This window comes from Bacillus tianshenii (genome assembly GCA_020524525.2).
Lineage (GTDB): Bacteria > Bacillota > Bacilli > Bacillales > Bacillaceae_N > Bacillus_AV.
Genome location: CP129018.1, coordinates 3,086,466 through 3,111,596, shown reverse-complemented (window position 1 = coordinate 3,111,596; position 25,131 = coordinate 3,086,466). Strand labels below are relative to the sequence as shown.

The 25,131-nt window shown below is 39.0% G+C and carries 20 protein-coding genes; 16 read left to right on the top strand and 4 right to left on the bottom strand.

The genetic code is table 11. The features are described 5' to 3' along the window. Window positions 1–639: 639 nt before the first annotated feature. The 6 genes from LC040_15615 to LC040_15590 all read left to right on the top strand — a co-directional run bounded on the left by LC040_15615 (window position 640) and on the right by LC040_15590 (window position 8,149). Window positions 640–1,062 (top strand): hypothetical protein, encoded by a 423-nt coding sequence (locus LC040_15615; protein ID WLR50674.1) that lies wholly within the window; start codon window positions 640–642, stop codon window positions 1,060–1,062. Window positions 1,063–1,769: 707 nt separating this feature from the next. Then, window positions 1,770–4,307 carry an Ig-like domain-containing protein gene (locus tag LC040_15610; protein WLR50673.1) on the top strand — a complete coding sequence of 846 codons (2,538 nt, stop codon included), beginning with the start codon at window positions 1,770–1,772 and terminating at the stop codon, window positions 4,305–4,307. An 18-nt stretch (window positions 4,308–4,325) separates the two neighbouring features. Further along, window positions 4,326–4,766 (top strand): hypothetical protein, encoded by a 441-nt coding sequence (locus tag LC040_15605; protein ID WLR50672.1) that lies wholly within the window; start codon window positions 4,326–4,328, stop codon window positions 4,764–4,766. Window positions 4,767–5,038: 272 nt separating this feature from the next. Beyond that, window positions 5,039–5,626 carry a transposase gene (locus LC040_15600; GenBank protein WLR50671.1) on the top strand — a complete coding sequence of 196 codons (588 nt, stop codon included), beginning with the start codon at window positions 5,039–5,041 and terminating at the stop codon, window positions 5,624–5,626. Further along, complete coding sequence (locus LC040_15595) at window positions 5,586–7,112, top strand: YifB family Mg chelatase-like AAA ATPase (protein WLR50670.1); 1,527 nt, start codon at window positions 5,586–5,588, stop codon at window positions 7,110–7,112. The genes LC040_15600 and LC040_15595 overlap by 41 nt, the downstream gene beginning before the upstream one ends. 38 nt (window positions 7,113–7,150) lie before the next feature. After that, complete coding sequence (locus tag LC040_15590) at window positions 7,151–8,149, top strand: Rpn family recombination-promoting nuclease/putative transposase (GenBank protein WLR50669.1); 999 nt, start codon at window positions 7,151–7,153, stop codon at window positions 8,147–8,149. A gap of 238 nt (window positions 8,150–8,387) precedes the next feature. Here the strand turns inward: LC040_15590 and LC040_15585 are convergent, their stop codons facing one another. From LC040_15585 to LC040_15575, 3 genes are all read right to left on the bottom strand, one after another. Further along, window positions 8,388–9,137, bottom strand: a complete 750-nt coding sequence (locus LC040_15585; GenBank protein WLR50668.1) for a hypothetical protein — start codon at window positions 9,135–9,137, stop codon at window positions 8,388–8,390. Window positions 9,138–9,150: 13 nt separating this feature from the next. After that, window positions 9,151–10,008: a tyrosine-type recombinase/integrase gene (locus LC040_15580; protein WLR50667.1), complete on the bottom strand. Its 858-nt coding sequence runs from the start codon at window positions 10,006–10,008 to the stop codon at window positions 9,151–9,153. A gap of 338 nt (window positions 10,009–10,346) precedes the next feature. Further along, window positions 10,347–14,426, bottom strand: coding sequence for a hypothetical protein (locus tag LC040_15575; GenBank protein WLR50666.1), 4,080 nt, complete (start codon window positions 14,424–14,426; stop codon window positions 10,347–10,349). A gap of 79 nt (window positions 14,427–14,505) precedes the next feature. Between LC040_15575 and LC040_15570 the strand changes: the two genes are divergently transcribed. From LC040_15570 to LC040_15550, 5 genes are all read left to right on the top strand, one after another. Beyond that, entirely contained in the window at window positions 14,506–15,348 is an 843-nt protein-coding gene (locus LC040_15570; protein ID WLR53313.1) for a helix-turn-helix transcriptional regulator, read from the top strand. A gap of 29 nt (window positions 15,349–15,377) precedes the next feature. Further along, entirely contained in the window at window positions 15,378–16,265 is an 888-nt protein-coding gene (locus LC040_15565) for a tyrosine-type recombinase/integrase (protein WLR50665.1), read from the top strand. 231 nt (window positions 16,266–16,496) lie between these two features. Beyond that, on the top strand, window positions 16,497–16,883 hold the full coding sequence (locus LC040_15560) for an XRE family transcriptional regulator (GenBank protein WLR50664.1): 387 nt from the start codon (window positions 16,497–16,499) through the stop codon (window positions 16,881–16,883). Beyond that, window positions 16,876–17,658, top strand: a complete 783-nt coding sequence (locus tag LC040_15555) for an ImmA/IrrE family metallo-endopeptidase (protein ID WLR50663.1) — start codon at window positions 16,876–16,878, stop codon at window positions 17,656–17,658. Before LC040_15560 ends, LC040_15555 begins: the two co-directional genes overlap by 8 nt. Beyond that, entirely contained in the window at window positions 17,655–18,533 is an 879-nt protein-coding gene (locus tag LC040_15550; protein WLR50662.1) for a hypothetical protein, read from the top strand. The genes LC040_15555 and LC040_15550 overlap by 4 nt, the downstream gene beginning before the upstream one ends. A 99-nt stretch (window positions 18,534–18,632) precedes the next feature. On the opposite strand, the gene LC040_15545 is transcribed toward LC040_15550, so the two are convergent. Further along, window positions 18,633–20,252, bottom strand: coding sequence for a hypothetical protein (locus LC040_15545; GenBank protein WLR50661.1), 1,620 nt, complete (start codon window positions 20,250–20,252; stop codon window positions 18,633–18,635). A 252-nt stretch (window positions 20,253–20,504) separates the two neighbouring features. Here LC040_15545 and LC040_15540 point away from each other — a divergent pair, with 252 nt between their 5' ends. The 5 genes from LC040_15540 (at window position 20,505) to LC040_15520 (ending at window position 25,125) form a co-directional block, all read left to right on the top strand. After that, window positions 20,505–21,017 (top strand): hypothetical protein, encoded by a 513-nt coding sequence (locus LC040_15540; protein ID WLR50660.1) that lies wholly within the window; start codon window positions 20,505–20,507, stop codon window positions 21,015–21,017. Further along, entirely contained in the window at window positions 20,992–21,597 is a 606-nt protein-coding gene (locus tag LC040_15535; GenBank protein WLR50659.1) for a hypothetical protein, read from the top strand. Before LC040_15540 ends, LC040_15535 begins: the two co-directional genes overlap by 26 nt. Window positions 21,598–21,783: 186 nt before the next feature. Continuing rightward, the gene (locus tag LC040_15530; protein WLR50658.1) at window positions 21,784–23,586 is read left to right on the top strand and encodes a transglutaminase domain-containing protein; all 1,803 of its coding nucleotides are present in this window, start codon (window positions 21,784–21,786) and stop codon (window positions 23,584–23,586) included. Between the two features lie 269 nt (window positions 23,587–23,855). Next, complete coding sequence (locus LC040_15525; GenBank protein ID WLR50657.1) at window positions 23,856–24,698, top strand: aldolase/citrate lyase family protein; 843 nt, start codon at window positions 23,856–23,858, stop codon at window positions 24,696–24,698. Further along, on the top strand, window positions 24,673–25,125 hold the full coding sequence (locus tag LC040_15520; GenBank protein ID WLR50656.1) for a MaoC family dehydratase: 453 nt from the start codon (window positions 24,673–24,675) through the stop codon (window positions 25,123–25,125). Before LC040_15525 ends, LC040_15520 begins: the two co-directional genes overlap by 26 nt. Window positions 25,126–25,131: the final 6 nt, after the last annotated feature.

Below are 25,131 nucleotides of genomic sequence, written 5' to 3'. Positions count from 1 at the left end.
TCTTTCCTTCTCTCTTTAACAATGCGACATTTCCAAACGGTGGTGTTTTCTTTTCGGGTATTGGGGACAGTCCCCCGGCACTGTGAAGTGCTAAAGGGAAAGCGGAGGGCGATAAATGCTCTCCGTCTTTTCTATGGGGTAACTGGTAAAGGAAGAGTGCCTGTCACTCCCCGAATTTTGTCGAAAGTTTTATAGAGTAAAAGAAAAGGAGAGTCAATGGGAACAGTGCCTGTCACTCTCCGAATTTTGTCGAAGAGTGATAGCTTAGTAGAAAAGCTCTACAGGACTTTTTCTATGTTTCTAAAAAAAAGAAATAACAAAGCCCTCTAGCCATTCCATTAGGTTAGAGGGCATTTTGCTTATGAATTGCTGAAATGCTTCTTAACGACTTCTTCTAGCCCCGAATAATCAGGACACTCAAGATCCGCATCAAAGAATACGAGATAATCACGACCATACACAAAGCAATACTCACAATCTTGATAGTCTTTCCAACCATCTTCTATTCCTGCATCCGCACTTTCTGCAAGAATATGAGTAAAAGTTGTGTTAGTTTGAGTATTAAAACAATCTATTAATTCTAAAATTTTGAAACTAGTAAGTATTCGTGAACGTATAGAAGTATAAGGAGGTTTTAAAATGAAAAAAGTTTGGAATTTGACTCATAAAGTTGCAGGTAGTTATTTAACATTAAGCATCATATTAATATTAGCTGTAGCGGCATTGATTCTATTGGTAGTAGGACAAACTCAGGAAATTCTAGTCCAGTTTTTAAGATCATTTGTGGGTATAAGCATGGCAGTTGTAGTAGGATTGGGAGCTGTAACAATTTCATTTAATTTTTTACTTAAAGAAAAAGGAGTATCAACTGAGCCATTACTAAACTATTTTAGACAACTATTGGTTATATGTGGATTAAACCTACTTGCAATATTTATTTCTTATTGGCCAACCGAAGCATTTAATACCTTTATTATACCCGTTTATTCTTTGGTAATTGGTGTGTTATTAATAAATCTTCTTACAAATACAGCTAGCTTTATTAAGATGTACCTAGAATAAGATTTTATCATAGTGTTGTAAATTTTGAAACTAAGGAATCGTGCCAGTCACTCCCAAAATTTTTGAAAGGGCTTTGATAGGGTGCCTGTCACTCCCCGAAATATGTTGAAATTTATCGAAAGTTTTATAGATTTTCGAAGAGGTTATTACATTTTTTTATAGAAAATATTAAAGCAAAGCAGAAATTGTTACGTTAATTTAATATTTTCTAACCCTTTCCTTCTTTCTTCTTAGGGTGCCTCGCTTTTTAGTTAACGATTCTACTGTTATAGTCTTACATTTCAACTTTCCGTTAATCATTTAAATCAGGTTTGGGGACAGTCCCCCGGCGCTGTCCCCCGGTACTGTGAAGTGCTAAAGAGGAAGGCGAAGGGCAAATCTGCTCTTTTGCCTTTTTTTCTTTTTTGGTTACTGTTTAAATGTCATCTTTTTTCATAAAGCTAAGCTCGGTAGAGAAATCTATGGGGCTTAGCTTTTTCTTTTTTAAAAAATAATAGAAAACAAATGTATGTAAGCGAAAGGGATTGTTAATAAGGTAACTGGGGACAGTCCCACTGGCATTGCACCACTATAAAATAATCCTATATTTTCAAAATTAAGCGATCACTTTTTTTGTGTTCAATTAAATAAAGGCAGGAATAGTTACACATTTGTAGAAATACCATATTTGTGAAATTTTATGATACATTATGAGGAGGATATAGTTCGTGCAAAGAAAATTATTAAAGCATTTATCAGTCTTACTTACTGTTATCTTGCTAGTAGCATCATTTTCTAGTTTATCAGCTGCTGCGCAAGGAACAGAATGGACACCGTTAGAACCACGCTTTGACCAACCAATCAATAAAACATGGAATATTTCATTTAATGTGGATTTACAAGATTCATCGGTTAATAGTAATACCGTCTACGTGAAGAAAAATGATGGAACAAAGGTAGATACAAGTGTGTCATTAAATGGAGATTTGATTACAGTATCTCCAAGTGGTTCCTATCAATATAATACAACTTATACGCTTTATGTGGGGCCTGGGATTTATTCGACAAAGCAAGTTGCGATGACTACTCCGGTAAGTATGCAATTTACAACAGTAGCTGCGCCAAGTGTACCAGATACGGACTTTATTAATGAAGTTCAGCTCCTTCCATCTGAAAGTATCCCAGTTGGCTATTCAGACGAAGATATTCGTTTGACAATAGAAGTGGATAAGTCTGAGAGCGAATTAGCCGAAACGAATGAAACGACTGGTATATCTCCTGTTGCTTTATACAAAGAGACAGCAAATGGTTGGGAACTAGTTGATTATTTATTCGATAGCGGAGACTTAGAACAGCATGCGGATGAAATCCGTGGAGACCGTACATACTCCATTAAGTTAAATGACAAGATTAATAATTCGCAAGAGGCAGACATAACCTTCAAAGTTGTCGTAACAACAAAGGAAGGAACAACTCAGTCTGCGCAAACTGAATTAGCAATTATTCAAACTTCCAACGGGGAAGATGTTAAAGAAGTAGTACAAACGCATACAAAGACTTCAGATGCGGTGAAACAATTAGCTAATACTCAAGTTGAAGTCAAAGAAATTGTTAACATCGTTGAGACGAATCTAGCTTCAGACGCCAATGTAGAAAGCTACGAAGAGACAGAAGAGGGCGTTATTGAAGTCAAACATACAAACGGCTTGAAATCAATGATTCAGATCGTACAAGAGGAAGATGTAGAAGCAGGAATCCGTTCATTAGAAGTACCGAAAGCAGATAGCAGTGAAGTTACTGACCAAAATAGAGAAGAAGAAAAGAAGGAACGAGTTAGAGAACCTAAAGTTCCAATTGACAAGCAAACAACAGGAGAAAATGCTCCCGAGGCACCTCCGATAGAGACAGTTCAACTTAACGTAATGCAAAGTGATGGAGATTATGAGGAAATTGGTTCTCGTTCAGCCTTCTTATGGGCTCCTTTCCAAAATGAATTCTATCCATGGGATGAAACAGAAGAAATTGCCGACATCCTTACAAGCTCCCAGCTTGGTTTCAACGTAACAAAGAAAACAAATACAGAAGCGGATATTGAGTCACTTAAAGAAATGACTGATTACGGTCTAGTTGTCATTTCAACTCACGGGTCAGCTGGAAAGTGGATCTTAACAGGTGAGACAGTCGACAACACAAAATATGAAGTAGAACAAATCTTAGGACAAGTTGTTCTAACGCAGCATATGATTGTAACTGAAAACAATGGTGTTAAAGTGAAAGAGCCAGTATACGCTGTTAATCATGAATGGTTTAATAAGCATTTAGATGATCAGTTTGATGATACAGTGATTGTAAATAGTTCATGTGAAAGTACAATGTCAGATAGCCTTTGGAATGCTTTCAGTGAAAAAGGCGCAGGCGCTTACTACGGTTATGATAAGAGTGTAACGAGTAAGTTCGCTTATGAGCAGTCTATCCGTTTAGTTGAGCTTCTAGTTAATGAAGGTAAGACAACCGGTGATGCTTACTTTGCAATGCCAGCTTATGATCCATATTACTCTTTGAATGCTATGTGGGAATTAAAAGGCGACAGTGACCTTAAGTTCAGCACACCACAAGAAGAACCTGGGGTAGCTTCTAACCTTATTAATGGAAGCTTCGAAAGTTCTCTTCAAGGCTGGAAAGCAATTGGAGATGGTCGTGCCATTTACAGTCTCGGAAGCCCTGTGGTCTCAACTCCCGTGGACGGAGATAGAATGGCAATCATTTCAACTGGCTTAGGTTATACGGAAGCACTTGGACAGATTGAACAGACGTTTTATCTTAGTGAGACTGCGGATAAGTTGACATTTGATTGGAATTACATGTCAGAGGAATTCTTAGAGTATATAGGAAGCAACTATGATGATCCATTCAATGTTACGCTTTCTTCTAAGGATGGAGAAGAAGTTCTAGTTCTTAATCTAACAATCAACTCGTTAGCAGAACAATTTGGAGCTTCAAACTCTTATTACAATGAATGGGAAGAAGGGTATGAACCTACTGAAGGCTCGTATGAAGAACCTGGCGGAGACCTTGTTCCAGTATCACCTGACCTAATATTTGATGTAGGGGATGTATGGATGACTGATTGGCAGTCACATAGCTTTGATATTCCTGAAAGCTTCAAAGGCCAAGTTGTTACTCTTACATTCACAGCTGCAGATGCTACAGATACAGTCTATGACACTGCTGTCTTAATTGATGATGTGCGTGTTCAAGCACAATAATAAGATAGGGGTAAAAATATGAAAGCTTTGATTTTCGCTCTCTTCATGACAGTTGGAGTGCTTACTGGATGCAACGAAACAGAAGAAGCAAAAGGAGTAGAGCAAGTGGCATTTACAGTAGAAGTATTTGAAGACGGAAAGTTAGCTTTTGTAGAAGAAAGCGATATGCAATTACAATATGAACAAAATGTTAGTAGCTTATTAGAAAATGCGGTCGACCGCTTTCGCCTTTACTATGATGATAGCAAAATGGAAAAAGCGCTAAAAAGTGAGTCAGGGATCATCATAACGTACAAAGAGCCTATTACTTATAAGGTTGGAATTTTCGGTGACCAACAGGTAGAAAAGATTGTCCTCTTCAAAAGCGGTGATTTTGCAGCAAAAGAAGGCGACAATAATATTGCGGTCTTCACACGAATTGATGGTGAATGGAAGATCTGGAATTGTGAGATGCCATAAGTGAAAGGGGACATTCCCCCGCTGCGTTAATGCGCTAAATTATTGTAAATAAAAAGGAGAGTCAATCATTCACGCGAGATGATTGACTCTCCTTTTACAATATTATAGATTTTGAGTTCGTTCTTGCTAGAATCATATTTAGCAACTACATAAAGCGGATGGGTGGTCGTGTTAACCTCGATAATACTCTCTGCTTTTCCAATTTTTATGCAGGAATTTCCACCTTGATATTGAATAAATGAAAGATAAGCTAGAAAGAAAGGATGATGCGTTTGGCGCGACAGCCTAGGGTTTGGTTTCCGGGTGCGATTTATCACATTACTGCCCGTGGAAACAGACGTGCAAGTTTGTTTTATGACGATGAAGACCGTTTGCGATATTTAGAACTGTTAGAAGAAGCCCGCTTTGAATTCCCCTTTATTCTCCACGCTTACTGCCTTATGACAAACCACATTCACCTTCTGCTTGAAACGACGAAGACACCACCAGGACCGATTATGAAGAAATGGCATTCGCTTTACGCAATTGAATTCAACCGCCGTCACCACCTTGTCGGACACGTGTTCCAAGGCCGTTATGCGGCAGAAATTATTGCTACATCTGACTACCTCCTCGAAGTAAGCCGCTATATTCATCGAAACCCTCTGGAAGCAAACATGGTGAGTAAGCCAGAGAATTACCGCTGGAGCAGTTATCGTTCATATATCTCCAATCAAGATAACCACCACATCTCCACTTCAAAAATTTTATCCTATTTTTCCGAACCAGAGAAAGAACATTACCGCCGCTTTGTCGAAGAGAAAACGAGGAGTGATGCTGATGGCCGTAACAGTGAAGAGCATTGGATTGAAAGGTCTTGAGGGCTACACTGTGCATGTGGAAGTCCAAATGATTCCCGGCATGGAAGCAATGAGCATTGTCGGCTTGCCGGATACATCTGTAAAGGAGTCGAAAGAACGCGTGTTAGCTGCCTTGCATTCATTTGGAGTCGAGCTTCCTGACAAAAAAATCATCATAAACCTATCACCCGCAGAACAAAAGAAGAATGGACCGATGTTTGACTTAGCCATGGCCATCGGAATTTTAAAATCAGTCAATCATTTTGCTGAAGACCTGCCAGCTAAAACCGCTTTTCTAGGTGCATTATCGCTAGATGGCACAATTCGCCCTGTCGAAGGGATGCTGCCTGCCATTATGGCTGCAAAGAAGAATGGTATTGAGCACTTATATCTTCCTTTTGATGAGAACCTGCCGCTCGAATATATTGACGGCGTGAAGCTCCACTTTGTCCAACACCTACAAGACGTTATCCACTCCCTAACAGGACAGCAAAGCCTCCAGCTTCAACCACTTCCCCCAAGTAAAACAAGAACTACTATTCAACCAGCTTATGATCAGGATTTCAAACACATTATCGGCCATGAGCAAGCCAAACGAGCGATGGAAATAGCGGCGGCAGGCGGGCATCATTTGCTTATGTCAGGTCCACCGGGCTGCGGAAAAAGCCTGCTTGCTCAAACCTTTCAAACAATCTTGCCTCCGCTTACAAACGAAGCGAAGCTGGAAACAATCAGTCTCTATCAATTAGCAGGTGCACCACTTCATTCCACCGTCTATCCTCCATTCCGTAACCCTCACCATTCTGCTTCTTCCGTTGCGATAATTGGCGGCGGCTCCTACCCGAAGCCAGGAGAAGTCTCATTAGCTCACCATGGCGTCCTTTTTCTCGATGAAATGGCAGAGTTTACAAAGAAGACACTCGATATGCTGAGGCAACCGCTTGAAACAAGCAAAGTTACTATCAGCCGCGCCCACTCGACAGTAACATACCCTGCTAAGTTCATTCTCATCGGTGCAATGAACCCCTGCCCATGCGGTCATCTCGGCTCCCAGACACACTACTGTACCTGTTCCCCAAAGCAAGTGAAAGCATATCAGAACCGCGTCTCGGGTCCTATTCACGACCGAATGGATCTCTTATTAAGCCTGCGTCCAGTGAACATGGAAGCCGGTACAGAAGTCAATGAAGACTCTGAAACAGTTCGCGAGCGAGTGACCAAGGCCCGCCACAGGCAATATGAACGATATCAGCAAGAACAGTGCAATGCAGAGGTGTCATATGAACGAATTGAGCATACAACCCCGCTCACAACCAATCAGAAGCACATGCTGCAACAGCTTTCAACGAAGCAGCATTGGAGCAACCGTGTTCAAGTGAAAATTATCCGCTTGGCTCGAACAATAGCAGACCTGCAAGATGAAGAACACATAACAGATGAAGCATTATGGGAAGCGATGACCTATCGTAGAATGAATAAACATGACAGACAGAAGAAGAAAGCATAAAAAGTGGTATAATAAGATGTAAGGATGTTGGTATACAAGTGAAAACAAGACTGCTGAAACGCGTGCCGTTGAGCCGGTTGATGGATCTTAAGGTGGATTATGCGTTCAAACAATTGTTTGGAACAAAAAAGAATAAACAAATAACCGTTGTATTCTTAAATGCTGTCTTGAACCGAAACGGTCGAGAAAGTATTAAGGACATTACGTTTTACAATACAGAAGCCGGCGGAGAATATCAGGAGGATAAGCAGTCCCGCTTAGATATTCTTGCTATTACGAATGATGAGCAACAAATTAACATTGAAATTCAGTTTAGTAATAAATATGATATGATTAAGCGTTCTATCTATTACTGGTCAGGTATTTATCGTGCCCCCATCAAAAAGAACATGTCATATAAAACACTTCAACCCGTGATTGCGATTAACATCTTGAATTTCAATTTGTTTAATCAAACGGAGAAGTTTCATACCATTTATCATCTTTATGAAGATGAAGAACGATTTAAATTAACCGATGTCATGGAATTTCACTTTTTAGAAATACCGAAGCTGATTCGTGACTGGAAAGAAAATAAATTAGACCCGTGGAATGACGTGCTTGCCAGGTGGCTGTTGTTATTAGGAGTAGTCGATCACCGGATTGGAGAAGTCTACGAAGACATCTACAAAGAATTGGAGGAGATCGCCATGAAAGATAAGACGCTAAAACAAGCATTTCAAGGCTGGGAGTTGCTGAGTGCTTCACATGAAGAAGTATTGGCTTATGAAGCACGCCTGAAGCAAGTGCTGGACGAAGAAGCCGCAAGAGTAGAAGCTGAGCTGAGGGAGAAAGAAGCAATTGAGAAAGGAATTAAGAAAGGAATTAAGAAAGGAATGCTTAAAGGAAGAGCTGAAGGGAAAGTTGAAGGTATTGTTGAGGGCAAGACAGAAGAAAGAAGAGCGATAGCATTAAGTATGTTAAAAGAAGGTCTTGATGTGAAGACAATTGCGAAATTCACTAAGTTAACGGTCGAGGAGATTGAAGAACTGAAATAATCAAATCATTCCCACTAAGATAAAGTGATAAAGGCAGGTAGCAATATTGAATAAAAAATAAGAGGATGGACTCCGTAAAGAGCCATTCTCTTATTTATTACACATCTAGAGACCTACCTTTATACTTAACACCCATACCAAACGCCTCAAATTCCGCTTACACCCATTTAACAACCCTTCGCTATACGAAGGTATTAGAAAGGGTATTTACCCTTTCTAATAGGCATCTAGCTTCTCACTATTTTCCAAATAAAGCCTCTATCTCATGCTCATACCCATATTTATTAAAGAACTCCACCAATGCGACTTGCACAATGTTCTTCTGTGGCACGTTCTTCTCCTCACTATAGGCTTTCAACAGCTGGTCTAACCCTTCAGTAATCTGAATCGATTTCGTGAATGTCTTCCCTGGGATAATATAATTCGGAAATGTTCTCGCAATCTCTCCTTCCAACAAAATCTCATACAGCTTATCCCTCTTTAATTGCAGAAACTGCAGGATCTCTAGATATTCAGGGTTAAGACCTTCGCTTGAAGGAACGTCATTGACGTCAACAGTAACTGGTTCATATTCAACCGTTGTTTGGGGCTCTGGTTCATAACCTGTTTCTAGCACATAATTTTGTTTTGTACTGTCCCATGTATAGCCTTTCTCAGCCATATAATTCGCCATATCACGATGTGTCTTAAAGCTTAATTCTTTCGCAATCTTCCTAGCATCCTTTTCTTTCTCGAACCGCTGAATAACCTCTCCAACCTTGCCTCTTGGCTTCATCTGCATTCTCATATCCTCGTTAATAATACTTGGCTGCTTTACAAAGTTCTTCTTTCCTTTATCCCAACGATAGCCATGTCGATTAAGAACGGTACTTAACGTTTCAAACGTCGCATACCCATACTTTTGCGCAACCTCATCCTTATCCATTCCTTTTGACAAATCAAACAGTATCGTATTTATTCGTTTTTCTAATTCTTTTGTAGTTGCCATCAAAAAGACCCCTCTACAGCAAGTCTACAGCGCTCTTAAGGCGCTCTTGGTTTGTATGTACATAGATACTAGTTGTCCGCAGAGAGGAGTGCCCTAAAAGTCGCTGCAAGTCGACAATATTCACGTTTTTATGCACAAGGTTCGTCGCGAAGCTGTGCCTTAAGATATGCGCAGATACTCTTTTCTGTAACCCAATCTTGTCAGCTGCCTGATGAAGAACACGATTTACGTATACAGCAGACAAGCTTCCCGTCTTACTCGTCGCAAAGAAATACTCTGATGAAGCTTCGCGTACGTATTCCAAGTAATCTCTTAGTATTGGAAGTAGCTTACCTGAAATCGGAATATGACGTTCTTTATTTCCTTTTCCTAAGCAGCGGATATACTGCTCATCCAATTTAACAGCATCCAATGTAAGGTTCACAGCCTCGGAAATGCGCAGCCCTGTATAAGCCATCGTAATAATCGTCGTTTTAATCACATCATGGTCAATCGCTTCAAACAGCCTTTCTAACTCGTCATGATTTAGATAGGAACGCTCTTTCACAGGAACGCTAACGTTATCTAAGTTCTTTGTTACATTTTTCTCAATCCAATCCTTCTTCATCGCATATTCAAACAAAGAACGCACACTAGACAAGTAACGATTCACACTACGCGGCTTCAATTTCTTCTCAAAGCTCAAATACACCTGATAATTCTCAAGGTCCTCATGTGTAATTTCATCGATATAGACAACACCGTTATAACGTTCCTCCAAGAACGTATTGAAATAGCGATAGTCCTTCTTATAGCCATTAATCGTCTGCGGACTCTTATTCTTACTCTGTAAATGAAGCAAATATCGCTCCACACAATCCGTAAACAACATCTCAATCTCCCCCTTAGGTCTTTTGTATCGTTAATCACATGCAAATAACAATACCAATACTATTTATCTATAAAAACTGTACTGTTAATCGGTTATTAACGCTCATTGGCAAAACACGATCATTTGATGTGTGCTAAAACGCATAGTCTTGAAGTTAAAATGGAAATATCATGATTCTCATTACATAGGTCAAAAACCTAGATTTTATCCATAATATCTTTAAAGGTGTAAAATATGGAAGTATAAGTCCAAAAAAAGATGAGGAACAGTATAGCTATTCCTCATCAAAAATATTATTTTAACACTTTAGTCCTTCACTGTGGTGGGGGACTGTCCCCTTATTGAACTTCAAGAGTGATTTCTTTTGTAACTGTGTTACCACGAGTGTCAGTAAGTACTACTTCTAGGACATAAATTCCTGGTGTGAAGTCATTTGGAATCAACATACCAGTAGTAATACTGTTATCAGAGCTATAACGATAACCATCTAACAATGTTGGAGTATCTCCTACATCCGTAATACGAGCAATTGCTGTTTGCGTATCCGCAGATGGTAAAGTATCCTTCATATATTGTGGAGATGCCGCATAGTAATCAAAGCTTGCTGGGACCTGCTTAAAGAATACTTCGTATGCACTAGCTCCTGTCGCATCTTCTACATCAGTTGTAGTTGTACCAGATAGAGAAAGCTCAAAAGCATTATCAGCTGCATCTCCAGAAACATCTAATACATACTTATCGTTTTCTGTATCATATGTTAGCGAATTTGCAGGTGTTGTTAGAGCATTTCCAGCTGTACCATCTGCTTTTTCACCAGCGTCAGCTGCAGCTAAGTTAAAGCTATTAAAGCCCTCATCCACGGCACTAATTGTTAAGTCATCACTTGTTACGTTTGCTGAACCAGCTAATTCATTTGCATTAACGGTTACACTGAAGTTCGTCACATCTGTATCAAAGTCAGTACCATCAAATGCAAGGTCTACTGTAGCTTCAGTATCGTTTACATAAGTTACACCTTCAACTGTTAGACCAGTTGGAGCATTGTTTAACGCAAAGTTTGCTAAGTCTAATGAAGTATCTTCAAATGTTTCATTCGTTAAAGTAACGGTTACAGTACCACCATCTAACGTCGCTTCTGCTAATGTGCCAGAAATAGCAGCACTTGTAGGGTAGATAACATTATTGAATACTGTTTGAATTGCTTCTGCAGTTGCAAATTCACCATTTGGTTGAATCGCTTTGGCATTCTTAACCTTTGTTGCTACTTCTAGCTTTTGTTCAGCAGTTAAGTCTGCATAACCTTCTAGACCTAACAACTCAGCATTATTACCAAGAGCTGTTTGCGTAGACGACACAGTTAACGCAGCGTTCACTTTATCAACTGCAGTTGCAACTTCTTGATTATTAACTGCTGTATTAAATGCTGCAGTAATAGCTGCTAATGTATCATAACCAAATTCATTTGTATCAGGAGTCTCAGCATTATCTTCTGGAATATTCTCAAATACTTCAACTGCCACTGCTGATTTGTAAGCATCGCCTAAGTTATCATAATCAGAACCTTCACCAACTGCAAGATCAAGGTTAGTTGCGTATTGAAGAAGAGCCTCTTGCATTGTTTCTGCAGTTGCTGTATTAACAGCTTCAAGGATTTGATCCTCTGTCGCTTCTTCTGCAAGAACAGCATCTACAGCATTCGTAAATACTGCTTTGATTTGCGCTGCACCAGAATAGCTAAGAGATGGTTGAGCCAGCTTACCGTCAATTACTACTTGGGCAATTTCAGCTTTTACTGGCTCTTCAAAAGCTTCAAAGTCTGTTAGGTCTAATGCAAGTGAATCTGCATTATCTGTAAGAGCAGTAATCATTGCTTCAGTCGTGCTTGCAGCATTAATTGCATTTACCGCTGTTGCTTGAGCAGCAACCTGAGTAGCAACCTCTGCTTCAAATGCTGTTTCAATCGCTGTTTTACCGACATCTAGTGCAAACCCTTCAGCTGGTCTAGCTGTGAATACTGCTTCTGCTACTGAAAGCTTCGCTGCTTCACTTAATGCATTGAAATCTGCTAATGGCATATCTGCTTCTTCATCACCAAGAGAAAGGATTGCTGCATTTGCCTCTAATACGCTTACCATAGCCTCTTTTTCTGCATCCGTTGCAGTTTCTCCAGTAACGCTAACTTCATTAACTGCAGTGATTGCTGCATTTTCAGCCTCTTGAGCTTCTGTTTGCTCAGTTACTGCTGTAGTAAAGGCTGTTTGAACTGCTGCTTTTGTTGCAAAGTTCGTTTCAGGTTTTGCTTCAAGCATTGCTGCAGCAACTTCTGTTTGGAAATTGTCGCGAAGTTCAGCATATGCTGAGCCTTCTTCTACAGAAAGACCAAGAGCTGAATAGTTTGCTTCTGTTTCCAATACTGATTCTAATGCTGCCGCATCTGCTGCGCCATTAACTGCTGCGATTGCATCCGTTACAGCTTTACCAGCTTCCACCTGAGAACGATAAGTTACCGCTGTATTAAATTCCTCTTGAATTGCTTCAGCATTTGCGTACACTTGATTGTCCTGTAATAACTTCGCATCTAGGATTGCTTGAGCTACATAATCTTGTCCCGCATCTGTCAATTGGTCATATGCTGTAGCTTCTTCTCCACCTATAGCTAGGCCAAGAGCTGAATAAGTAGCTTCTGTTTCTAACACTGTTTCTAATGCTGCTGCATCTGCTGCATTATTAACTGCTGCGATTGCATCTGCTAAGTCATCACTTTGCTTCGTTGCTGCTTGTGTGTCGACTGCTGTATCAAATTCTGCTTTCACACTTGTTGTCGTAGAATACCCTTCAGCTGGGCGGTTTTCTAACACTGCTTCTGCTACAGCTGTTTGATATGCAGAATCATCACCTAACGCGACATAAGCTGAATCTTCACCAGTAATCTCAAGACCAAGTACATCTGCATTTGCTTCCAATACAGCTTTCATTGTTGCGATTTCTTCAGCTGTAGCTTCTTCTCCAGCAAGTTCAACATTATTTACTGTAGCTACAACATCGCTAATTGCTGCACTAGATTCATTCTCAACTGCTACCTCAAATACCGCTTTCACAGCTTCTGCTGTAGCATATTCACCATTCGCTTGAACTGCCTTTCCATCAAGAACAGCTTCTGCTACAGCTGTCTGATATTGAGAATCATCACCTAACGCGCTGTAAGCTTCTAGGTTAAGCCCCATTAGTTCTGCTCCTGCTTCAAGAGCTACTTTTGTTTCTGATGCTGTAGAAGCATTATTTACAGCTGTAACGGCTGCTGCTGTAGCTTCTACTTTTTGGTCTGCTACTGCAATATCAAACGCTGCTTGAATCGCTGCTTGACCTTTATAACCAGCTTCATCAACATTTTCAGTTGCTTCGTCATCTTCTGGACGGTTTTCAAGAACAGCATTCGCTACAGCTGTTTGGGATGATTCACTTAGCATTGCATAATCAGAATCAGCGCCAGTTGCAAGTGCTAATACATCCGTGTTATCTGATAAAGCAGTTTTCATAGCAGCTGCATCATTTGCAGCATTCACTGCATCTACCGCATCGTTAAGTGCTGTCAATTCTGTATTAACAGCTGCTTCAAAAGCAGCCTTTACTGCTGCTGCATTTGTATAATCCGCAGCATCAACAAGTGTTTTTGCTACTGCATCTTTGGAGAATTGAACAAGTGTTTCGTAATCAGTAAAGTCAATACCCAATACTGTTGCATTCTCAGCTAGCACTTGCTGCATTTCTTCAATTGCAGCTGCAGTTGCTGCTTCCATATCCTCAGCTTCAGCATCAATTTCAACGTTATTCACGGCTACTGTTGCATTTGCTTTCGCTTGAAGAGCAGCTTGGTTTGACACTGCATTATCAAAAGCAATCTTTACTGCAGCTACATCACTGTATTCGCCACCTGGTTGAATGCTCTTAGCATTTAACACAACTGTGCCAACTTTTGACTTATACGTATCTTCTAAGGTATTGTAAGTTTCTAAGCTTAAGCTTAGAGTTTCTGCATTAGCTTCTAATACCGCTTGAATTGTTTCAGCATCTGCATTGTTAACAGCTTCAAGAGCAGTTGCTGTCATTGTATACGTTGTTGTTGTACCTTCAGGAATCATAAGAGAATCAGAAGTTACAGTATATGTACCTTCCCCAACAGTTTCTGCATCAATGACAAAAACTGCTGAATTCTCAGCCAGACTTCCGACTTTGTAAGATGCAGTTAAAGCATCACCTTCAGCAGGGGTTAGAGTTAATGTAGTTTGTGCTAATGAATCTTCTGTGATTGAAGTTGCGTCAGAAAAACTTACATTTATTTCCTTTGTATCATTAATCGCCGTTAACGATACAGAAAAGTGTAGAATTAACAGATAATAGACCAAAAGACCTACAAACAACAGTTTAAAAATCCTTCAATCTGTACATATTGGTAACAAATGGTTGGAGGTGTTATTGATGAACAAGCCAAATGATAAAATGTTTGCAGCACTTGGAAATTTCATTAAGTCCAATCGCAAGAAAAATTCCTTAACACAAGTGCAGCTTGCAGAAAGAATCGGCGTCAGCAATCAAATGATTACATTAATGGAACAAGGGAGAAGGGGAGGTTCCAGAGCAACACTTGAGAAGCTGGCGGATGTGTTTGAAGTGAAGGTTGAAGAATTGTATCAATTACGCAGTAAGAAAACTGAAGAACAAGAAATAGAAGATGTTGTAGCAGGGCCCTATATAATAGAAGAAACTGATATTGCAGATTTTATGGAACTAATCAAATCTGTTCACCCTGCTATACGATTGCGTTTATTACCTGAATTTAAGAAGCGTATTATCGAAGTGCAGAAAAGCTTCTTAAAACCATACGAGCTTAAAGAAGTAAAAAGAATGGTCCTAGATATCAAAAACTATTGGCTGAATCTTGTCCAAAGCAAAAAAGAACAGCTCGACTTCAAACCAGAACCAGAAACAGAAGGTTATATCTATAAAGATAAGCGCGATGTCTACTTTCGAATGACTTTTAATGCACAAAGTTTTGACGTGTTTCTTCATTATAATGACAAACTAAGTTTAGCTGATTTTGAACATTGGCTAGGGGAGTGCAGTCTCTATTTATTAGACGAGGCCAAGCTGCCCACGATGGAAGTGAAAGCCAAAGTTATCCATGCTGTATGGTTCTGTCCATTGTTGAACACGGTGGATATGTATCAGCATGTCATTAACCATGGGTGGCTCGAACAATCGCCTACATTTCGCGACCCGAAAATTGAATGGTTCCTGCGCCAGCATCATTTCCTCGAGGAAGCGGAAGAGGTCTCATCATAACTTAGTGCAAGTAGTTTGGAGGAATGACCATGTTTCATCATAATCAGTTTGATCTACACATTTACTCACAAAAATTTCTTCGTCACTTGAAACGGCAAAAATACTCAGACGAAACGATAAGTGGTTATGCAAAGGACTTAAAGAAGTTTAACGAATTTATTTTTACTTCCTATGAGGGCAGGGTATTTACAGAAGAGCTTCAGAAGGAAGATATTTTGGATTACCTTACGTACTTGGATGAGCAAGGATTGAAATCAAGCTCAATTGCCAGAAACTTATCAACTCTTAAATCATTCTATAAATTTCTCGTCTATGAGATGGATTTCAAAATTGATGTTGCAGCAAGAATCAAGCATCCGAAAGTACATTCTCAGCTGCCAAATGTTTTGGACTTTGAAGAAGTGCAACGATTATTACAGGCTGCTAAGGAATATTCTGAATTTTACCACGTATTCTTTAGTTTAATTTACTACACAGGCAGTCGGATTACCCCAATTCGAGTTCTCCCGAAAGAAGACATTGACTTAAAGAATAAAAAGCTCTATCTATCAAAAACGAAAAACGGCCATGACTTATATCTTCCTCTAAACGAGAAGTTGTGTGAACTCCTTGAATTCTTTCTCGCAAAAAATGAACATGACCAATCCACTTTTGTTTTTCGCTCACCAAGAAGTATCCATCAACCAGTCAGTGCTTCAGATGCTAGGAAGAACTTAAAGAAAATTGTCCAGTTAGCAGGAATAGAAAAAAGAGTAACCCCTCACACCTTGCGTCACTGTACAGCAACACATTTAACACTACGAGGTGTGGATCAGAAATATATCGCATCGATACTTGGGCACCGAGATTTACGCTCGACCGCCCGGTATCAACAATTGAAAGTGGAAGACTTACGTGAATGTGTAGATAAATTATAACTTGAATGAAGAAGAGTGATTGCGACAGGCGATCACTTTTTTAGAGAGACTCAGCAGCTAATTGAGAGGGATAATTGTGGATAGCCTGCTGTGCAAATTCACTTATAACGAATTATTTTGGAATTTTAAATGGTTTTTTAGTTATAGGATAGTTATATTCGCATATTAATTCGGTAATTATGGATGAAAGGAAGATGTACATGATATACTAGTTGTAAGGAGATGATGAACATGAAAGGTAAACAAGAACATTCATTCGATCATCGCGTGACCCAAACGTTGGAAAACATCCATACATTTATCGAAGGAGAAGGCTTGAAAAGAAAAAGGCTGGCCAAGAAGCTGGGGATGTCTGAATCTAACTTCTCTGATTACATGAATAAGAAAAGGTCAAATGTTCTTGATTTTGCAGTTAGATTAGCGGAAGTCTTAGGGCTTGAAAGTACCTACTTTATAAATCCACATTTTCAATATGAATCAAATAAAGAGGAAGATCTAAGAGCGATTGCTTTCTCTGCGGGGCCTTTATCGAAAGATGGAGAAGAAGGTCTACATCAGCTTTTAAGAGTGTGTGAATTAATAGAAACATACAACTTGGAGGAAAGCTCGAATGCCTGAAATTATCTTTGAAGATTTACCTCAGTTATTACAAGAGAATAAAGAGATTCGCTCAGAAGTCCATATGGCAGCGAACCGGTATATTCAAAACTACCACCCAAAAGGTTGGAACAGAATAGATGGCGTTAAAAAGTATATTGAACAACACCACTATCTAATAGAAGCCCCTATTCAAGATTTCACATTTGGTGGCTTTATTCGGACAACCAATACGAAGAAAAGCATTTGTTATATTAATTCTGCTCAGCCAAGAATCTATCAAAACTTTGTTTTGTTTCATGAGTTATATCATTTGATTACAATTAATGAAGTATTAGGTAAACTGCATCTGATTGAGGTTGATATTGATAATAGAAGCAGTGAAAGAAAAGCGGATTACTTCTCCTCTTTGTTATTACTAGACGAGCATGAACTGCGAGCTTTTTTTACAGGCCCAGAAAATAAGGAAGAAACGCTCTTTCATAAGGTTTTACTTTGTATGAATGCATTCAAGGCACCTTATAAAGCAGTATTAATTAGACTATATGAGCTTAACCTTATTGAAATTGAAGATTTAGAAGTTCTATTTCATAAGAAGATTAACTTTATCGAGGAATTTCAAAACCTTGGCAAAGACACATATATCTTTGAGGCAAGTAACAATACAAACTTTAAAAGTTTAGAAATACTGATGAAGAATAATCCTTTACCCGCTGTAGCTCAGCATTCAAATGAGAATGTGTTAGAGGATATTCGCAGTTTCTTTCTCACTCATGGGAAGGAGAATAGAAATTGACGACAAGTATTCTGAATCAATTCATTAACACAGAAACATCCTTTATCACAGATATTGAAGAAATTGTGGACGTATTAGATGAGATAAAGGAAGTTTATCTATATGACACTTCTGGGATATCCTCGCATGAATTAGCATTTAAAAATCATAATGCCCTTCTTTTTTTATCTTATGCTCAGAATACACCTATCCTGATTACAGATACAATTGCCAAAGAAATGAGATTGCTTGAAGATGAGGAACGTCGATATTTAAGTTACTTGTCTCAATTCAATCAAGTTCTCTACGTGAAGGAAGAAAATTTGATTGACTTGCTTAAAGTCGATTACGAGCTAAGTGCTGCAAGAAGTAAATTTATCATAGCTAGCGAGCGTGCTTTTACAAGTATCCAACTCTTGAAAGAGCGAGTAAAAGAAACAAAACAATTTTTTTCGAAAGCAGATCAAATGATTTTCAATGCTTATGACGACTTCCTTTTAGAGAACGGGAATGTAAATAGAGGAGAACTATCCTTGTTGTGGGTTTCAACTATCATTGAACAATTACCGGGCCAAACACAAGTTACGTTTGTGGGCATGGATCATGACTTATATGACTTTGTAGAAAGAAGCTACTTTTCAACTACCAAAGCTAGTCCGTTTTCAAACGATATTTACTTTTCAAGTAATGACAGACTTTTATACAGCACCTACAGCAGCAACTCCCACCAACAAGACTTTGCTCAGTTGATTTCGATCTACAGAAAAGCAGACAGAAAGACTCGTTATTTCAAAAAAGTAAACAAATTGCTGAACTTAAATCAACAAAAAGAGAAAATAAGCAATTCAGATTTTCAACATATGGTAATGAATGATGGGATTGAAGTTATATATTAGAGTAAATGGAGGGCAGTCTCCGATCATGCAGTATAACGGAATCATACATACGGTGAGGTAAGAGGTCGGGAGGGGAATCCCCCCTCCTACTTGCTTCCTCTATTCTACCTCAAACCACATCCGCAAGCTTTCCTTCATCTGAACTTCATTCCGAGACATGATTTCTTTCTTTACGTACAAGTAATATTCCCCACTTGCATAGTTAGACGCTGGTGTCACGGAAATTGTTTTGTTATCTTCATTAAGCACGACGTCAACTTCAATAATTGTTCCGTCTTTAGCTATAACGCCGACCGTTTCTTCATTAACTGTATTTCCATCAAGTTCTGTATTGAACTCGATCTTCCATTCCTTATTTGCTTTGACAGGCATGTCCACCTCTGTTTCGAATGTTGTGTAAGTGGTTGGAGGTGTGAATTTGAAATCTTTTATTTCAAGTGTAAATGTTTCTTTGAATATCTTGTACTTTGCGGTTAGTGTTGCTTTTCCTTCTCCGCGCGCAATAATTGTATCTTCATTTCCGATTGCCACTGAGAAGTTCGTCGTGCTCCATACGATCTCATCGGCTGGAATCATTTCAGTTGAGCCGTCATCATAAGTAGCGGTAGCTGTTATAGTTTGGATCGAATCAATATCCATTACAGTATGAATAGGTGAATATTCGAGCTTTCGAAGAGACTTTCTTTCCTTCAGTTTATTCGTGTCATATAAGCGAATAACTGATCCGTCCGTAGCTGCAAACCCATCTAATTCAGGGTGAAAGGCAATTGCTTCAATACTGTTCTCAAGGTCATTAACCGACAGGCTTGTTACAAGCTCTCCTGTATAACTATCATAGATATAGAAAACATTTTCACTGTGTGAGAAAGCTGAAGAGCCTAAGGATGCAATATACTTTCTATTGGCACTAATGATAAGGTTCTTCCACCCATCACGATCTGTATAACCATTGAAGAATTGTTCTGGTTCTAAGGTCATGTTCTCATAATCATTCGTAACATCTAAGACAATTGGTTGGCTGATAAGCGAGTCTGAGCTTCCGAATAATTGTTTGTCATCGGCTGTGAAGACAATTTGATTAAGACCACGGCTATTCGATTGCGCGACGATGTTTTGGATATTACGAATATATGAACCGTTCTCTGCATTTCGTAATTGCAGGTTATTATTGTCCAGCGCAATCGCAAGTATTTCGTCGTCTTCTAAGTAAGCGATATCTGTAACGCCTCCAGGCATTGTAACAGATGATAATTCAATACCTGTGCCGATATCCCAAAAGAATAATCCCCCGTTCGAATCTCCTGAGACGAGCGTATCGCCATTATCGACAATTGTCAGTGCTGCAATTGTTCCAGTGTGTCCCTCTAACGTTATAAGTTCGCTTCCGCTTGTCGTATCCCACATCTTAATTGTTTGATCACTGCTTGCTGTGATAATTGTCTTTCCGTTATATGTAAATAAAATATCTGTTACCTCGTCTGAATGGGCTGGAATTTGCTCAATAACTGCTCCAGATTTTGCATACCAGATGATCATCTCTCCATCTTCCGTTCCCGACACAACTAGATCTCCATCTGGGCTGTAAGCAATTGCCGAAACATTGCTTTCATGCTTGTCCAAAATTGTATAAGGCACAAGATTAATGCTTTCTGCATAAGTGCTTGTGCTTGTCAAAAGAAAGAACAGTATACCCAAACACATTAAGAATAACCGCTTCATTTATCCCCCTCCAAATACTAGTATCTGTAACTAATATAGCAAAAATAACCTAAAAGAACATTAGCAAAATAGATTATAATGGAAAAATGATAGTATTTTTATAGTGAATGTTCGTAGGAAGAAAAGATTCATTAGCATTAATTCATAGGTTTAATTCTTTTGGGACCCAAAGGAGTATTTAGGGTTGTTTTTAAATGTATTTCATTGTAAGATAAATACATAAACCATTACGGTTTTAAGGGAGTGTTTAGGGTGTATTTATTTCAAGTGAAAACAAAGCCCCATGGGGTGCAGCGTTATGAGCAATTTATAGCGGATGACTGTATTGGAATTGGTTGGCCAGGTATTGGAAGCTTAAAGGATATCAGGAAAGAAGAATTGCGGGACCGATTGCGTGAAGTGTATGACCTAAGTGGGGCGAAACTTGGAAATGCCCTAGGAGCGGTTTGGGCATTTTCTAATACGATGCAGGAAGGTAACATAGTTGTTATTCGTAAGGGAACGTTACTTAGTATTGGAATTGTTGGTGATTACAAGTATGTTCAACAACTTGATAATGAGAATGATGGGTTTTGTCATCAACGTTCAGTAAAGTGGCTTGTCATAAATGAAAGAACATCCCTTTATAATGAGAAGCTCTTAGAAACACTCAATCATCGAGGGATCGTTACAAAATGTAAATATGAGATTGAAGAGTTAGACCTTGAGATACATTTGAAGAAGAAAGGAGAGCGCGAGAATGAATTTGTTTCAAATGAAAAGTAAGCCTCATGGGTATGAACGGTTACAGTTATTCTTAGAAGAAGGATTTGTCGCAATTGGCTGGCCGCATATCGGGTCGCTTGAGGATGTTGATAGTGAAGAGATTGAAACACGGTTGGCACATGCCTATCCATCATATGTTGGTCAAAAGATGGCGTATTATAAAGGAATTGTGAATGCCTTTGTGAATACGATGAAGCCAGGGGATATTGTGATGATAACAGAAGGCGACTTCGTTCATATTGGGAAGCTCGGTGAATATAAGTATGTAGAAGAGTTTGATACGGATTCAGAAGGCATGTGTCACCAACGACCTGTGGAATGGCTCGTAACAGTAGCTCGTAATGAGTTAAATGAAAAGGTACAAGAACATATTCGTAATCGCGCTACAGTAACAAAATTTAAATATCCATTTCATCTGGCTGAATTAGAGTCCTTATTAAATGGAACTCCTTCTAAAGCTTCTTTTGACCGGTCTGAACTTGTAGAGAAAGCATGGCAAGTGCTTAAGGAAGAATTGCAATCTACAGATGCCAATGTAAGAGTCAACGCAGCTTCGGCCATTTTACAAGCAGTGAAATAGTTAGGTAGAAAAGAATATCTCAAAGGTCCTTTTCGTTAAAAATGAGAAGGATCTTTTTAAATGGTAATAAGAAGGCTGTCTCCAATTCTCACTTAATCTTAACTATATCCTTTATCCCTCTTTCAATCATCCGATATAAGATATATAGAAAAAAAGAAATTATTTTGTAGAAAAAGGTTGGGGGATATGAAGAAAATTATACTTATTTTAGGGCTCATTTGTTCCATCACTGTCTGGGGCACAGGAAATGTATCTGCTGAACAATTACCCAAGATAGAAGGCCAATGGTCGAATAAGCTTGGCGGAAAGATTAATCTTGAAGCTAAGCAGAAGTCAACGATTCTTGAAATCTATGATGCAAGTAATGAAGAAGAGTTAAAAGAACGAATTAGGGAAGGATTTGAAACACGACAAAATTCCTTTACCGTTATGTACACAGGAGATATGTCGGATTTAAAGATCAAAATCGATACAGCAATTGAACAAACTTTATTGGAGAATGAGTATTTAAGCTATGATGTGAGGGGATACAGTTATAGCGGCTCAGGAACGACGGCAAGCTATAGCATTAATTTCACAGCTAATTATTATCAATCTGCACAACAAATAGAGTATGTAAGAGAGCGTATTCCAGTAATACTTGACGAAATCATTACACCAGGCATGAATACGCATGAGAAAGTAAAAGCAGTACATGATTATATCGTTTTAAATGTCGCCTATGATGAGTCGTATAATCAAGGGGTGAATGCGCCATATTTCGCTCTTACTGGCGGAGAGACTTTATGTAACGGCTATGCGATGCTTGTATATGATATGTTAAAAGAATTGCAAATTCCAGTCCGATTAATCAGTGGGACAGCAGGCGATATCGGACATGCTTGGAACCTCGTCCAACTAGATGGTGAGTGGTACCACCTCGACGCCACATGGGATGACCCGGTTCCAGATGAAAAAGGGCGTACTCTTTATAACTATTACATGCTAACAGATGAAATGATTGCTGAGGACCATCACTGGGTAGAAGGCGGCCTGAACGGTGGAGAAAAGCCATACCCAACGGCTGATGCAGATTATGTAGCGGCGTTAGAGGAAAACGGTTATGATACACTAGCGAAAAGTTTAGAGCTTCACCTTCAAACCTCAGAATATACGGTAAGTACAAAAGCTGAGTTGACAGCATTTATTCTAAAACACTTTCAACAAATGGAAGATGAATTTTCCGTGCGTTTCGTTGGGGATGTAACTGAAAATGCGGTTAAAGAAATATTACTTGAAGCAATTGATGATGCAAGATCCCAATCTGAAGCGGAGAATTTATATTATGGCATTGATGCTTATAGTCGAACTGATGAAACAGATTATGTGCTCACATTACTTGATATCGAGTATTCAGATGCAATCACGGTAACAAGTCTTGATATGTTAATGCTTCCGACAGAACCTCTAGAAGTTGGAACGAACGTGCCGTTACTTGTATCCGCAACATTAAGCAATGGCCTGCAAAAAGATATAACAAACGACGCTGCATTTACCATAAGTAACCCAGAAGTAGTGAGTGTCAAAAATGGAGAGTTAATCTCACTTTCTGGTGGAACGGCAACGATTACAGTGACCTATCAAAATCACGAAACAACATTTACTGTGCAAGTCGAGGAAGCTCCTGAAGAGTTGACTTACCCAATAGAAGGATACAAACACTTTGCCACATATACAGATGTGGAAGCATCAAAGGAATGGACGGTTAAGTTCAATACAGATATGCACAGCTACCTTAGCGATAGCGAAGTGTATGTGCTAGACCGGTTTGGCAACAAGCAAATCAACTGGATGTATTATGAAGATCCGCAAACATTAAAGGTTGACGCACCAACAGGTGGATATGAAAATGGTGAAACATATTACTTAGTAATTGAGAAATCTTTACGATCCGCTCAAGAGAAGAATTTGGTGGAAGCGGTGACGATGAAGTTTACAATTGTAGATTAAACGTTTTGAAGAATGGCTTGGGTTCCTCCCTAGCCATTCTTTTTTTTGCAGGAAACATTCACTCTATCCTTTCCTACAAACAATGTAGTATTTATTACCTCCTTAAATGTAATAAAGTGTAATAATTTCAATAAAAAAGGTTGAAATATTTCCAGAAAACAGTGAAAATAATACTAGTATTGCATAAAATTTCATAATGTAGTTTGAAGAATAAAGGTGTTGTTTGTGAATTGTAGCACATATTTTGTAGAAACGGTGTTGGAGGATACATGTTTAAGAGCTATTTATTCATACCTGCAAATAAACAAAGATTTATAGAGAAGGCCGCTAAGATTCCTCAGGTTGACTATCGGGTGTTTGATTTGGAAGATTCTGTTTTAGCTTCGAATATTGAACAATCGTTAAGGCTGCTTTCGGAGATAGAGATTAAGGAAACCGATTGGCTGCGCATTCCGTTGCTTGAAAGTGGGATAAGGCAAGTTATTTTAAGTAGCAGCCGAATTGGGATAAGTCAATATGTCATTCCGAAGTTTGCTGGTTTTCAAGAGATTGAAGGTATTATCGAAGAGATTCTAACAATCAATCGAGATGCGAAGGTACTTTTACTCTTAGAAAACGCCCGGTCCTATATTGAATTGGAGAAGATACTTGCAGCGTTTAGTCAGTCGATTCACGGTGTTAGCTTAGGCCTTCATGATTTTGCTTATGATACAGGTATGAAAAATGATTATAAGCTTTTGCGACATATTCGGATGAATATCATGCTTCTTGCGCGGGCGTATGGAGTGGAACCAATTGATGTAGTTTCGACGCATTTAAGGAATGAGAAGCTTCTGACAGAGGAGATCTTTGATGGGTTTGAAATGGGGTATCGAGCGAAGTTTCTTATTCATCCTTTTCAATTAGAAGTATTAAAGTCTGTGTCCTTCTACACCGAGGAAGAAGTCAATGAATATAAGAAGGTGCTTCAATATTATGAAGAAAATATCAGGGGGAAAGAAGCGCTCTTTTCTTATAATGACCGGGTTTATGAAAAGATGCACCTTGAAGAAATCAAACGAATTGTAAGGTGGGGGAAGACGCTCTATGGAACAAATGGGGAGATATTTTGAAGAGTTTGAAGTTGGCGAAGTGATTACGCATAAGACCTCTAAGACAATCTTTGAAAGTGATAATAATTTGTTTTCATTACTAACGATGAATCACCATCCTGTACATACAAATGCAGATTACGCGTCACAACAACAGCATGGGAAGATTCTTGTCGTAGGTACGCTTGTATTTAGCTTAACAGTAGGGCTGACAGTACCAGACATTAGCGGGAAAGCAATTGCAAACCTTATGTATGAGAACGTGGACCATTTATCACCAGTTTTTATTGGCGATACGATTTATGCCGAAACGACAATTTTAGATAAGCGTGAATCAAATAGTAAAAATGATCGAGGGATTGTTTACGTGGAAACAGTCGCGATGAATCAACACAAAGAGAAAGTATTATCATTCCGAAGAAAAGTCTTATTGAAAAAGCGGGGGTAAGCCTAC